The following is a 12,114-nucleotide window of genomic DNA, read 5'->3' as shown; positions in this document are numbered from 1 at the left end:
CTAGGTAGTTGTGCCATCTAGATAGCGGCACTAGGGTTCGGCGGGTGGATTCCGACCGGCGGGGGCAGTGGCTGCGTGGAGTGCTCGACCTCTGCGTGCTCGCCCTGCTGCGCGACGGCGAGTCCTACGGCTACCAGCTCGCCCAGTCACTCGACGCCGCGGGCGTCGGACCGATCCAGGGCGGCACGCTCTACCCGGTGCTGTTGCGACTGCAACGCACCGGGCTGGTCACCGCGCGCTGGCGGGAGGGCGGTTCCGGCCCGGCCCGCAAGTACTACCAACTCACCGACGACGGGCGAGCGGCGCTGCGGCACGGCGGCAACGCCTGGTTGGCGTTCGTGGCCCCGGTGACCGGCATCGTCACGAAGGGGGTCGACGGGTGAACGCCGACGACTGGCTGCGGGCGTTCGCGGCCGAGCTGTACCAGCGCCGGGTAAGCGGCGACGCCGCCCGGCACGTGGTCGCCGAGGCGGCCACCCACCTGCGCGAGGGCGGCGGTGATCCGTGGCTGGTCTTCGGCTCGCCGCAGGCGTACGCCGCCGCCATCGTGGAGAGCATCGGCACCGCACCCGGCCCGCGTCCGGGCCCCGTCCGGCTGCACGCCCGAGGTATCACCAAGCGGTACGGCCGGCAGGTGGTGCTCCGCGACGCGTCGCTGACCGTACGGGCCGGGCAGATCGCCGCCGTGATCGGCGCGAACGGCTGCGGCAAGAGCACGTTCCTGCGGATCTGCGCCGGTCTGGTCTCGCCGGACGCCGGGGAGGTGACCGTCTCCGGCCGGCTGGGCTACTGCCCGCAGCAGGGCGGCACCGCCGACTTCCTGCTGCCCGACGAGCATTTCGTGCTGGTGGGTGCCGGTCAGGGCGTGCCACGGGGGCCCGCCCGGCAGGCCGGCCGGGCGGCGGCCCGGCAACTTGGCTGGGACGCCGAGAACGCCGTGCTCGCCCGGCACCTCTCCGGAGGCACGCGGCAGAAACTGAACCTCACCATGTCCACTCTGGCGCAGCCGGACGTGCTGTTGCTCGACGAGCCGTACCAGGGCTTCGACCAGGGCAGCTACGTCAATCTCTGGGACCAGCTGACCCGGCTGCGCGACGAGGGACGGGCCATCGTCGTGGTGACCCACCTGCTCAACCAGCTCGACCGGGTCGACATGGTGCTCGACCTGACCCCCGCATACCAGGGAGGCCGATCGTGAACCGGCTGGTCACCGTGGCCGAGATGACGCTGCGGGAGCTGGCGCGCCGCCGGGGCGTACTCCTGCTCCTGCTGTTGATGCCGTTGACCTTCTGGCTGATCCGGCGCGACTCCTACGTCGGGCAGTCCGTCCGCGCGCTGCTGCTCGGCATCAGCTGGGCGGTAAGCACCGCGGCGCTCTTCGCCACCAGCGCGGCCCGCGAACTGGAGCCCCGGCTCCGACTCGCCGGCTACCGCCCGCACCACCTCTACATCGGTCGGATGCTCGGCCTGTGGGGGCTCGGACTGGCGATCTCGGTGCCGTTCTTCCTACTCACCGTCGTCGACGCGAACAACCTGCGGTACGGCGGGATCGCCGTGGCGATGCTCTGCTGCGTGGCCGTGGCCGCACCGTTCGGCATGTTGATCGGCGCCCTGCTGCCCCGCGAGCTGGAGGGCACGCTGCTGCTGCTCACCGTGGTGGCGATGCAGATGCTGCTCGACCCGGCCGACGCGGGGGCGAAGCTGACGCCGTTCTGGTCCAGCCGGGAGATCGCCACCTGGGCGGTGGACCACACCGACGACGCTTACCTGACCCGCGGTTTTCTGCACGGGCTGGTGGTCACCCTGCTGCTGATCGTGACGGTGGCCGGCGTCTTCGCCGTCCGGCTGCGGCGGCGGCGACACCTGCACCACGTGCCGATAGCCTGATCCTTCGGCCCACGGCGGGACCCGGGTTCGTTGACACAGGACCTAGCATCACGGGGTGCGCCTCAGATCCTCCACCGCCACGGTCGCGTTCGGCGTCGCCATCGCCATGTTGACCGCGTGCAGCCCGTCCGTGCCGAGCGCCGACCCGCGTGGCGCGCAGGCCCCGGTGAGCGGCACTTCCCCGGCGCCGAGCGGGCCGGGGCAGGCACCGGGCGCGCAGGCCACCCCGGCGGCTGAGACCGGCTTGGGCAGCAGCCCGGACGCCAGTGCCAGCCCCACCCCGCCCCGCGCGTCCCGGGGCGCACGCGACACCGGCAACCCGACCGGACGGGTGACCGTACCGACGGCCGGGCAGGCGGTCGACACGTCGAAGCCGACCCGTACCGTCGGCAACGGCACCGCCGACAGCTGCACCTCGGCCGCCGTCATCCGGGCGGTCGCGGCCGGTGGGATCATCACCTTCGACTGCGGACCCGACCCGGTGACCATCCGGATGACCGCCACCGCCAAGGTACGCAACGCCAACGGTCCGCAGGTGGTGCTCGACGGTGGCGGCAAGGTCACCCTCAGCGGGCAGGGTAAGCGGCGCATCCTCTACATGAACACCTGCGACGCGTTGCAGGGCTGGACCACCTCACACTGCGACGACCAGGATCACCCGCAACTGACCGTGCAGAACCTCACCTTCGCCGACGGCGACTCCACCGGCCAGCGCACCGACGGCGGCGGCGGTGGGGCGATCTTCGTCCGGGGTGGCCGGTTCAAGGTGGTCAACTCACGCTTCGTCGACAACCGCTGCGACCGCACCGGCCCGGACCTGGGCGGCGCCGCGATCCGGGTCCTCGACCAGCACGACGACCAGCCGGTGTACGTGGTCAACAGCACGTTCACCGGTGGCTCCTGCGCCAACGGCGGCGCGTTGAGCAGCATCGGCGTATCCTGGGTGGTCCTCAACAGCGTGCTGCGGGACAACGAGGCGGTCGGCGAGGGCGCCAACCCGGCCCGCTCCGGCACGCCTGGCGGCGGCAGCGGCGGGGCGATCTACTGCGACGGCAACAAGTTCTCCGTACGCGTCGCCGGCACGGTCGTCGAGGACAACGACGCCCGTGAGGGCGGTGGGGCGATCTTCTTCGTCAGCAACGACCGCACCGGCACGCTGCGGATCGAGAACTCGACCCTGCGCCGCAACCCCAGCCACGGCTTCCAGACCCACCCCGGCATCTTCTTCCAGGGCTCCGGCAAGCCCACCTTCACCGCCTCCACCGTCCGCTGACCGTCGATCATTTCGGTTGATCAAGAGTTTGCGTCACCGCCGAGTTGGTTTTCGACTCAAAGCTCTTGGTCAGCGGCGGAGGCGGGGTCAGTAGGGGTTGCCCTGGCCCGCCGGAAAGCTGGGTGCGATGGAGAGGGGTGGGCTGGCGGTACGGGCGCGCTCGGCCATGCCGGCGAAGAGTTCCCGCAGCGCGGTGACCGCGTCGACGCTCGGGTGCCAGCCAAGCTCGCTCTCGGCCCGCTCGCTGGACATCAGCGGCACGTTGAGGGCCAACTCGACCCAGCCGGCGTCGACCGGTTGCAGCCGCGCCCGCCAGGTGAGCGCCGCGGCGGCCCGCAGCACCGGGGCGGCCACCGGCACCGTCCAGCCGTGAAAATGCCGGGCCACCAGCTCAGGAGTCAGCACCGGGTCCGCAGCGACGTTGAAGGCGCCGCGGACGTCGCCCATGACCGCTCGGGCGTACGCGTCAGCCACGTCGTCGGCATGCACCACCTGCATCCGCAACCGCCGGTTGGTCGGCACCAGCGGCAGCCGGCCGAACCGCAGCAGCCGCACCGGTGCCAGCGGGCCGAGAAAGTAGCGGCTGATCTCGGTGCCGGCCTCCCGCTGAAAGATCAACCCAGGACGCATCCGGACCAGGCGGAGCGCCGGATGGCTCCGCTCGATCCCGTCGAGCATCTCCTCCACCGCCGCCTTGTCCCGGCTGTACGACGACCCGGGCACCCCGGTGGCCGGCCAGCGCTCGCTGACCGGCACGTCCTTCGGGCCGGGTGCGTAGGTGCCGACCGACGAGGCGTACACCAGGGCCGGCACCCGGGCGCGCAGCACCGCATCGACCACCGCCCGGCTGCCGCCGACATTGGTACGGCGTAACACGTGCTGATCGTGGCTGGGCTGGATCTGCCAGGCCAGGTGCACCACCGCATCGGCACCGGCGAAGACACCGGTCAGCTCGTCCGCCGCGCCGGCCAGGCCGATGTCGCAGGAGTGCCACCGCACCGCCTCGTACGGCTCACCCGCCCCGGCGGGCGGCAACCGCCGCGCCACCCCGACGATCTCCACGTCGCGCTCGCGCCGCAACCGGCGCAGCACCGCCGAACCGACGTTCCCGCTCGCTCCCACGACCACGATCCGCATGCCCGGTCCGTACCCGGTCAGCCGCTTTCCAAGCACCCCCCGCCGAGACGCCGACCGCGCGCTCGCGGCGCCGGGCCGCGGCTGCAGCAGGGCTGAGTCGCGCTGGCCGCCTGCGGCCGGGTCAGGCCGGGGTCAGCGGGCGAGCAGTGCGCCGATCAGGCAGGCGAAGGCGGTGACCGAGCTGACCGTGCGGATCAGGTTCCACCGCACCCAGGGCGTCTCGAACCACTGCCGTACCCCCGCCAGGTCGTCGATCCCGTCGACCGGCCCGGCAGCTTCCAACCGGTTGTTGAGCGGCACGTTGCACCGGCCCGTGACGCCGAGCGTGATCACATGGCCGACCAGCGCGGCGATGAGCCAGCCGAGCACCGCACCGCCGGTGCCGAGATAGCCGACGACGGCCACCACCACGAGCAACGGCCCACCGAGAAACGCCGACAGGAACCAGCCGTTGATGATCTTCCGATTGATCGACTGCATGGTGCCGACCAGGGTCCGGCCGTCGGTCGCGGCCAGCCCCGGCATCACCGAGCAGGCGTACGCGAAGAACAGCCCCGCCACCAGCCCGGTGGTCAGCGTGGCCCCGGCCAGGACGGCGAGGCGGATCGGCTCCGACATTGCGGCACCTCCAGGACGTCGGGGCAGCCCAGCAGGACGCGGGACAGCCGGGCCAACGACGAGGTCCGCGCGTCGGCCAGCCGATCCTGCCAGCCGACGTCCACCCGTACCTGACGGGAGCCACGCCGTCACACATCGACGGCGGGCCGGAAGCCGCGAGCCCGCCCCCGTCGGTGTCCGGTAACCTGAGCGGCGCGGGCCGCTAGCTCAATGGCAGAGCTGTGGACTTTTAATCCATAGGTTCAGGGTTCGAGTCCCTGGCGGCCCACTCTGTTGCAGCTCAACGGCCCTTTATGGGGGCCCCTGTCTTGTCAGCGTGGCTCGTACGGCAGCCACGTACGGCATCGACCAGGAGCAAGGCACGCCATCTGAGGTACAGTTTTCTGTACTTGCCCTGGAGGTGGTCATGCGGACCGTGAACTTCACCCAGCTACGCCAGAACCTGGCCGCCGAACTCGACAGCGTCATCGACGACGCCGAGGAAGTGGTGGTGACCCGGTCTGGCCACGAGCCGGTGGTGATCGTGTCGCTCGCCGAGTACGAGTCGATGAAGGAAACCGAGTACCTCCTGCGCAGCCCCAGCAACGCCGCAGCCCTACGCCGGTCGATCGCCGAGCTTGAGCAGGGCGACACGGCCGAGCGGGAGCTGACCGACCCGGACACCGCGCGGGACGTCGCGTGAGGCTGGTCTTCACCGCGACAGCCTGGAGCCAGTACCTCAGCCACACCGACCGCAAGCTGGTCAGGCGCATCAACGACCTGATCGCGGACGTGATGCGCAACGGATACGAGGGCATCGGCAAGCCGGAGCCCTTACGGGGTGAGCTGTCCGGCTTCTGGTCCCGCCGGATCGATCGCGAACACCGGCTGGTGCACCGGATCACCAAGGACGACGTCGAGATCGTGGCCTGCCGCTACCACTACGGCGACCGATAGCAAGTCGGTGTGGCACCAGCAGCGCCCGGTGGTCATCGGTCGAGCGTCTGACCGAGCCGCTTGAGCGCGTCGCGGGTGACCGCCGACGACACCGCCGTGTAGATCTCCATGGTGATGGCGAACTGCGCGTGCCGGAGGATCTGCATCGCCACCCGGGGATGCACGTCCAGGTCCGCCAGGAGCGAGGCGCAGGTACGCCGGGCGTCCCGCACGGTGATCCGCCGGACTCCGGCCGCGTCACAGCGGCGGTCCCAGAAGCGGTTGAAGTTGCGTGGCTCGACCGGCCGCCCGTAGCGGGTGGTGAAGATCAGGTCGGAAGGCTGCCAGGCAGGGCCAGCGGTGTCCCGGACGGCGGTCTGGGCGGCACGGCGGCGGCCCAGCACTCGTTCACGCTACTTGGCACCCTCGATCATCTGAAGCCCGAACCGATGGGTCGCCGTCAGCGGCAGACAGCGAGGCAGCAAGGCGGCAGCGGGAGCATTGACGCGCGTCGGACGCCAACGTGAACCGGCGACGCCCGACACCTACTCGACGACGTGAGCCAGCACCGGCTGACAGTGGTCGACAGGTTGAGTCCGCATCCCCCGACGGGGGTCGTCACACACGAAACTGAGTCGGCGGAGTGCGGTGCGGCAGCGGCTCCGTGCCGCTGGCCGGATGGCGGAGGAACAGGTCATCGGATCGACGTACACGGGGGATGCTCAGTCGGGCGGCATGATCGAGTGCAAGAGCGCCTGCGTCGCAGGCAACTGTCATGTTGCCGATTCATGGTTCTATGTGGACGTGCACAACGATGTCGGACTTACCGCCTACCTAGTCAACGAATCACGAGCACGACGGGAGGATCTCGCGGCCGATCCGCTGGCGAGGGAGTGGATTTCAGACGAGCAACGCGGCGCGGTTCGGGACATGTGGGACGAGTTCGCCGAATCGGTGTACCCCTACGACGACCTGGTGGTGTCTTTGCGTGGCCGCATCATCCTGGAAACCCTGACGCATGCCTTAGAGAAGCGCAGCGACACGGTACTGGTGGTGTGCGGCGCCGGCTTCTCCTCGTACCCATGGCTGCTGCCGTTCGCCGCGGCGATGGAGGTCGACCTGCCCAACATCGTGGCGAACAAGCGGCGACGAGCCGCCGAGCTGCGCGCAGCCGGGGTGCTCGATCAACGAGACGTCGAGCACGTCGCGGCGGATCTCAACGACCCGGAGGCACGTCGTCGTCTCCTGGACCGCATCCGGCAGTTCGCCGCCGGGCGGCCCATCGCGTACGTGGCCGAGGGGCTGATCTTCTATCTGCCGCCGGATGGCGCCAGGGCGGTCATCGGACTGGGAGTCTCGGCGGGACCGGACACCCTGACGATGGTCAGCTACTGGCCGTTGTCCACCGTGGACCATCCGGTGCTGTCGGCGCAACGCCGGTGGTTCCGGAAGCGGTCGGTGCCCGAGGACGCTACCTACCTGACGACCAGTGATCTCTCGACGATCGTGGGCAGCCCGGTGGACAACCACAGTCCCGAGGACCTCCAGCGCCGGTACCTCGGTGAGGTCGTCGTACCCGAGACCGAGCTGATCCCGGAGCATGTGGCGGTGGCCAGGCTATGACCGATGTGCTGCACATCCAGACCAGGGCCTACCCCCTGCACTACACGCTCGACCGTACGGTGAAGCGGGTGGTGCTCCCGGGAGGGGGCGAGCTTCACCCCGTCCCGGGAACGCTCGCTTCGATGGCCTACAACTCCGAGGAAACGCTCGAGGTCGATCTCACGGACATCGTCCGGGCCACGGTCAGTCTGCCCGAGGCAACGATCGTCAGCTGTCGGATCCGGGTCCTCGCCGCCGGTGCCGTATTCGTAGCGTACGCCCTGCTCCACCCGACCGATCTCCGAAAGCTCGACGCGCACGATTTGGCCGCGCTGGACGCGACGATCAACCGCAGGCTCCGCGAAGCCGACCGAGCGTTGCTGGGGGACGTGCTGGCCGGCGCGCAGCAGTCCGGGCTTCTCGGACACCTGGTGGTACCGCCCGGTGGCGCCGCGGCCTCCGAATGGACGGAGGTCGACCCCCGCGCCGTTCGATACAACTGCCATTTCATCGCCCGCGAGCCCGCCTGGGAACCAGATTGTCGGGTGCCGAAACTGGTGCTGGGCCCCCGCTGCCAGATCCTGCTGCCCTACACCTACACCTGGGACGATGACCCGTCCCCGGAACGTATCAACGACATCCTGACGATGCTCGAACCCGCCGATATCACCGTCGCTCAGCAGTCGGTGCTGGTCGGCGCCAGCGTCGGCGGGCTCCGGATCCTGACCGAACTGGCCCGAGCGACCCCTGGACGGCTCGAGGGACCAGAGTTTCGTCGTTTCCTCGACAGTGTCTGGGCCGACTACCACCGACTCGACGCCTACCGCGTCGAGTCGGGCCAGGACCACCGCGCCACCTACATCGCCGCCCGTGAGACCATCGGGCTCGACGGTACGCACGAGCGTGCGGAGAAGCTGCTCACCCACGTGAACGCCTCGCTGCTCGCCGAGTCCTCACTGCGCAGCGAACAGCTGGACGGGCGGCTCAATCGGGTCGCCGCCGCGCTCACCGTGGTCGCGTCCGCGGCGTTCATGCTGGACATCGCCGCCTTCCTGCTGCCGGACGTGAGCGGGCAGACGAAGGCGGTGACCGTCTCCGGGGTGACCCTGCTGGCTGCCGGCCTGCTGGGCGCGACGATCTTCTGGTCCCGGAAACGGAACGCCGAGGGGGGACAGGGTTCGCAGCGGTAGTCGTAACAGCGACTCGTGATCGGATCGGCGCGGACAGCCGCGGCGCCGCTCGGATCGGAGGGGCGGCCGGTGGGCGAGTTGGGCCTTGGCCTTTCGCGGGTATCAGGCGTGGACCGAGCTGTCCGGTCACACCTTGAGGACGTCCACGTCGTACAGCGCTATCGACGCGTCGCGGGAGGCGAGGGTCAGCCCTTCGGTGATTGCCTGCGCCACCAGCATGCGGTCGAAGGGGTCGCGGTGATGCGATGGCAGGCGGTTGGCGGCGATGGCGTGGGCGTGGGTCACCGGGAGTTCTCGGAAGCCCATGTCTCTTACCCGGTCGGCAAGGTCAGGGGGTCCGGCGAGTTTCCCGGCACTTTGTTTGATGGTGATCTCCCACAGGGTGACCGGGGAAAGGAAGATGTCCGGCTCGTGGCGTAGTCGGTCGAGCAACTCGGTGCCGAGGGTCGGGTCGCCGGTGATGGCCCAGAGCGCGACGTGAGTGTCCAGCAGCAGGTTCATGCGCCGATGCCGAAGTCGTCGGCAATCTCAACGTTGGTCTGTGGTGAGTCCCAGTCACCGGAAAGGTCCAGTTGGCCGGCGAGGGAGCCGACTGCGGTGCGGTTGGCCCGCCGGACCAGCGGTACGACCTTCGCCACCGGGGTGCCCGCCCGGTCGATGATGATCTCCTCGCCGCGTTCCACCCGTTCAATGATGCGCGACAGGTGGGTCTTGGCATCATGCATGTTGTAATGCACCGCCTCAGCCGACAGGCGCAACCTCCTCGCTTAGCTAAGGGATTAGTTTAGCCTGCTTGGCCGCATGCATCAGCGGCCTTGGCCGCTCAGGGCCGGGGTCGCCCGCGCAGCGCGCAGATTCTCCACCTGGCGCGGTGCGGGCGCCCCGCGCACACCTAGATACTTAGCCGTTGCGCTAAGCGTTGTCGTGAGGAATACTTAGCCACATGGCTCAGTATTCGGCGCAGCTCGACGGTGTGTTCGGGGCCCTCGCCGACCCGACGAGACGCGGGGTCCTCCGCCGCCTCGGCCGTGGTCCGACGACCGTCGGTGAACTCGCCAGCCAGTTCCCGATGACGCTTCCCTCGTTCATGAAGCACGTACGGGTCCTTGAGTCCAGTGGGCTGATCCAGACGGCCAAGGTCGGTCGGGTACGCACCTGTGTGCTCAACCGTGAGCGCCTCGCCGTCATCGACCACTGGCTCGCCGAGCAGCGCCGGATCTGGGAAGAGCGCACCGATCGCCTCGAACTCTTCGTCACCGACCCTGAGGAGCATCAACAGTGAATTCCGACCTGGACCTGACCGTGGAGCGGGTCATCCGCGCGCCTCGCGCCACGGTGTGGAGGGCGTGGACCGATCGATCCCGGCTGGCGAGGTGGTGGGTTCCGGCCCCCGCTCTCTGCCGTGTCGACCGCTTGGACGTCCGGCCCGGCGGCGGGTTCGTGACCCGGCTGAGCGACGACGGCGGGGAGTTCGTCCCGCACATGGACGCGACCTTCCTCGTCGTCGACGAGTACGAGCGGATCGTGTTCACCAATGCGGTCGACAGCGCCTGGCGGCCCGCGAGCCCGGTCCCGGTCGCCATGACCGCCGAGGTCGCTCTCAACGATCATCCCCACGGCACGGACTATCGGGTCATCGTCCGCCACGGTGATCCCGCCGCTCGTGCCCGGCACGAGGAACTCGGCTTCGCCGACGGCTGGGGCTCGGTGACCGCCCAGCTCGCCGAATTCGCCGAAAGCGAGGAGGCCCGATGAAGATCGCCCTGACCGAGTTCGTGACCCTCGACGGGGTCAGCCAGGGCCCCGGCTCGCCGACCGAGGATTCGAGTGGCGGCTTCACCCGGGGCGGCTGGCTCGTGCCCTACCTGGACTCGCTCTTCGTCCAGCGCACCTCCGAATGGCTTGATCTTGCCGACGGTCTGCTGCTGGGGCGACGGACCTACCAGGCGTTCGCTCGTGACTGGCCGCAGATCACCGACCCGAACGACCCGTTCACCGAACGGATGAACTCGTTACCGAAGTACGTCGTCACCAACACCCTCACCGAGGGAAGTTGGCGTCCCGTGACGCTGCTGCACGGCGACCCGATCGAGACCGTCGGGAAGCTGCGGGCGCAGCCGGGACGGGAACTCCAGATCCACGGGAGTGCTCGACTCGGCAAGGCCCTGTTGGCGGCCGGTCTCGTCGACACGCTCCGGCTGGTCGTCGCTCCCACCGTGGCGGGTTCCGGACGGCGCCTGCTGGACCACCCGAGCGCACCCGTCGGCCTGCGACTCGTGCGCCACGAGGCGACGCCGAACGGTCTGCTGCTTGTCGAGTACGCGCAAGTCGGCGCTGCGCCCGTGGCGGAGTACGACGGCGTCACGGCGTTCGTCTAGCACGGAGGAGCGGGATCGCTGCCCTCAGCCGGGGCGGATCAGCAGGAGGGCAACGGTGGCCAGGTAGATGATCGGGATGGCGGCCCCTTCGAAGCCGATGCCCCGGCGTTCCCTGATCAGCAGCCCGGCGGTAAGCGTGGCCGTCATCAGCGTGGTCATGCCGGTGAACAGCAGACCCGACAGGTTCGCCTCGGAGTAGATCGAGCCGGGCCGGTAGGCGGCGTCGGCAAGGAAGATCATCAGAGAGTCGAAGGCGTTGCCGCCGAGGATGTTGCCGATGCCGAGGGTCAGCGCCCCGATGCGGATCGCCGCGATGAGAGTGATCAGCTCAGGCAGCGAGGTGATCGCCGTGGTGAGGGTGAAACCCACGAAACCGCTGGGCAGACCCGAGGCGGCCACCACACCGAGCCCGCCCTGGCCGATCAGGTAGCCGGTGGCTGCCACGACGGCCGCCAGCGCGGACAGCCGGAACCACAACCGGCGGAGGCTCAGTCCCGACGTCTCGGCAGCCGGCACGTCCTGACGGGTGTCGGTGGTGCGCCGAGCGAACCACATCGGCTCCCGGCGGAGCCTGCGCAGCAGCACCAGGCCGTACAGGTAGATGACGGGGATCAGCAGGCTCGCCGGGTGCACCCAGAGCACGGTGAGCTCAGGCGTGGCGTACGCCACCACGGGCAGGCAGAGCAGCGCCACCAGTACGACCGCCTGTAGGACGTTCTCCAGGGAGGCCGCCGCGTGCTCGATGTTCGAACGGCGGTACAGCAGGTCGGCGATGGCCAGCCACACCGTCTGCACCGCGATGCCACCGATCGGGTTGGCGAGCGCGAACTCGGCGTCCTGCCGAACCGACCCGATGATCGTGGTGGCGATGCCGGGCAACGAGGTCACCGCGCCGAGCAGAAGGGCGCCGGCCACCGCCTCGCCCATCCCGGTCCGGTCGGCCAGTTCGTCGGCCGTCCGGACCAACGCCCGGCCGGCGGACAGGATCGCCGCGAGGGCGGCGACCAACGCGACCACGCTGGGTAGTAGCGGCCAGGTACCGGTGATCACGAGAGGTCGCCTGAAGGTTGTTCGAGAGCCATGCCTTCCCCCGTACCCATCTGGCGGGATTTTG

The 12,114-nt window shown here is 69.5% G+C and carries 16 protein-coding genes, 1 tRNA gene and 1 pseudogene; 12 read left to right on the top strand and 6 right to left on the bottom strand.

Features of this window, described 5'->3' with window-relative positions:
• Nucleotides 1–44: 44 nt before the first annotated feature.
• From AB0J93_RS13625 to AB0J93_RS13610, 4 genes are read left to right on the top strand one after another with little or no spacing between them, the layout of a single operon-like run.
• Nucleotides 45–383, top strand: coding sequence for a PadR family transcriptional regulator (locus AB0J93_RS13625; protein WP_363921472.1), 339 nt, complete (start codon nucleotides 45–47; stop codon nucleotides 381–383).
• Entirely contained in the window at nucleotides 380–1,198 is an 819-nt protein-coding gene (locus AB0J93_RS13620; RefSeq protein ID WP_363921470.1) for an ATP-binding cassette domain-containing protein, read from the top strand. Before AB0J93_RS13625 ends, AB0J93_RS13620 begins: the two co-directional genes overlap by 4 nt.
• On the top strand, nucleotides 1,195–1,887 hold the full coding sequence (locus AB0J93_RS13615) for a hypothetical protein (protein ID WP_363921468.1): 693 nt from the start codon (nucleotides 1,195–1,197) through the stop codon (nucleotides 1,885–1,887). Before AB0J93_RS13620 ends, AB0J93_RS13615 begins: the two co-directional genes overlap by 4 nt.
• A gap of 55 nt (nucleotides 1,888–1,942) precedes the next feature.
• Entirely contained in the window at nucleotides 1,943–3,160 is a 1,218-nt protein-coding gene (locus tag AB0J93_RS13610; RefSeq protein WP_363921466.1) for a hypothetical protein, read from the top strand.
• An 87-nt stretch (nucleotides 3,161–3,247) separates the two neighbouring features.
• Here AB0J93_RS13610 and AB0J93_RS13605 read toward each other — a convergent pair whose 3' ends face one another.
• A complete protein-coding gene (locus AB0J93_RS13605) occupies nucleotides 3,248–4,297 on the bottom strand; it encodes an NAD-dependent epimerase/dehydratase family protein (RefSeq protein ID WP_363921464.1) in 1,050 nt (349 codons plus the stop codon).
• Nucleotides 4,298–4,429: 132 nt separating this feature from the next.
• Nucleotides 4,430–4,915: an anthrone oxygenase family protein gene (locus AB0J93_RS13600; protein WP_363921462.1), complete on the bottom strand. Its 486-nt coding sequence runs from the start codon at nucleotides 4,913–4,915 to the stop codon at nucleotides 4,430–4,432.
• 196 nt (nucleotides 4,916–5,111) lie between these two features.
• On the opposite strand from AB0J93_RS13600, the gene AB0J93_RS13595 reads away from it, so the two are divergent.
• From AB0J93_RS13595 to AB0J93_RS13585, 3 genes are all read left to right on the top strand, one after another.
• Nucleotides 5,112–5,183, top strand: a tRNA-Lys gene (locus tag AB0J93_RS13595).
• 138 nt (nucleotides 5,184–5,321) lie between these two features.
• Nucleotides 5,322–5,597 carry a type II toxin-antitoxin system prevent-host-death family antitoxin gene (locus AB0J93_RS13590; RefSeq protein WP_204026165.1) on the top strand — a complete coding sequence of 92 codons (276 nt, stop codon included), beginning with the start codon at nucleotides 5,322–5,324 and terminating at the stop codon, nucleotides 5,595–5,597.
• The gene (locus tag AB0J93_RS13585; RefSeq protein ID WP_363921459.1) at nucleotides 5,594–5,851 is read left to right on the top strand and encodes a Txe/YoeB family addiction module toxin; all 258 of its coding nucleotides are present in this window, start codon (nucleotides 5,594–5,596) and stop codon (nucleotides 5,849–5,851) included. Before AB0J93_RS13590 ends, AB0J93_RS13585 begins: the two co-directional genes overlap by 4 nt.
• A gap of 32 nt (nucleotides 5,852–5,883) precedes the next feature.
• On the opposite strand, the pseudogene AB0J93_RS13580 reads toward AB0J93_RS13585, so the two are convergent.
• Nucleotides 5,884–6,168, bottom strand: a pseudogene (locus tag AB0J93_RS13580) (tyrosine-type recombinase/integrase); the annotation flags it as partial.
• Nucleotides 6,169–6,478: 310 nt separating this feature from the next.
• Here AB0J93_RS13580 and AB0J93_RS13575 point away from each other — a divergent pair.
• Both AB0J93_RS13575 and AB0J93_RS13570 read left to right on the top strand, forming a co-directional pair.
• On the top strand, nucleotides 6,479–7,453 hold the full coding sequence (locus tag AB0J93_RS13575) for a class I SAM-dependent methyltransferase (protein ID WP_363921457.1): 975 nt from the start codon (nucleotides 6,479–6,481) through the stop codon (nucleotides 7,451–7,453).
• Nucleotides 7,450–8,622, top strand: a complete 1,173-nt coding sequence (locus tag AB0J93_RS13570) for a hypothetical protein (protein ID WP_363921455.1) — start codon at nucleotides 7,450–7,452, stop codon at nucleotides 8,620–8,622. The genes AB0J93_RS13575 and AB0J93_RS13570 overlap by 4 nt, the downstream gene beginning before the upstream one ends.
• Before the next feature lie 126 nt (nucleotides 8,623–8,748).
• Here AB0J93_RS13570 and AB0J93_RS13565 read toward each other — a convergent pair whose 3' ends face one another.
• Both AB0J93_RS13565 and AB0J93_RS13560 read right to left on the bottom strand, forming a co-directional pair.
• On the bottom strand, nucleotides 8,749–9,123 hold the full coding sequence (locus AB0J93_RS13565) for a type II toxin-antitoxin system VapC family toxin (protein WP_363921453.1): 375 nt from the start codon (nucleotides 9,121–9,123) through the stop codon (nucleotides 8,749–8,751).
• The gene (locus tag AB0J93_RS13560; RefSeq protein WP_363921562.1) at nucleotides 9,120–9,374 is read right to left on the bottom strand and encodes a type II toxin-antitoxin system prevent-host-death family antitoxin; all 255 of its coding nucleotides are present in this window, start codon (nucleotides 9,372–9,374) and stop codon (nucleotides 9,120–9,122) included. Before AB0J93_RS13560 ends, AB0J93_RS13565 begins: the two co-directional genes overlap by 4 nt.
• A gap of 191 nt (nucleotides 9,375–9,565) precedes the next feature.
• On the opposite strand from AB0J93_RS13560, the gene AB0J93_RS13555 reads away from it, so the two are divergent.
• Genes AB0J93_RS13555 through AB0J93_RS13545 form a run of 3 tightly spaced genes read left to right on the top strand, consistent with a single transcriptional unit; the run spans nucleotide 9,566 to nucleotide 11,000 of the window.
• Nucleotides 9,566–9,904 (top strand): helix-turn-helix transcriptional regulator, encoded by a 339-nt coding sequence (locus AB0J93_RS13555; RefSeq protein WP_363921451.1) that lies wholly within the window; start codon nucleotides 9,566–9,568, stop codon nucleotides 9,902–9,904.
• Entirely contained in the window at nucleotides 9,901–10,377 is a 477-nt protein-coding gene (locus AB0J93_RS13550; protein ID WP_363921449.1) for an SRPBCC domain-containing protein, read from the top strand. The genes AB0J93_RS13555 and AB0J93_RS13550 overlap by 4 nt, the downstream gene beginning before the upstream one ends.
• Entirely contained in the window at nucleotides 10,374–11,000 is a 627-nt protein-coding gene (locus AB0J93_RS13545) for a dihydrofolate reductase family protein (RefSeq protein WP_363921447.1), read from the top strand. Before AB0J93_RS13550 ends, AB0J93_RS13545 begins: the two co-directional genes overlap by 4 nt.
• A 24-nt stretch (nucleotides 11,001–11,024) precedes the next feature.
• On the opposite strand, the gene AB0J93_RS13540 is transcribed toward AB0J93_RS13545, so the two are convergent.
• Complete coding sequence (locus AB0J93_RS13540; RefSeq protein WP_363921445.1) at nucleotides 11,025–12,050, bottom strand: sodium:calcium symporter; 1,026 nt, start codon at nucleotides 12,048–12,050, stop codon at nucleotides 11,025–11,027.
• Between the last annotated feature and the right edge of the window lie 64 nt (nucleotides 12,051–12,114).

The organism is Micromonospora sp. NPDC049374 (assembly GCF_040677165.1).
Taxonomy (GTDB): domain Bacteria; phylum Actinomycetota; class Actinomycetes; order Mycobacteriales; family Micromonosporaceae; genus Micromonospora.
This window is presented reverse-complemented; position numbering and strand designations above follow the sequence as displayed.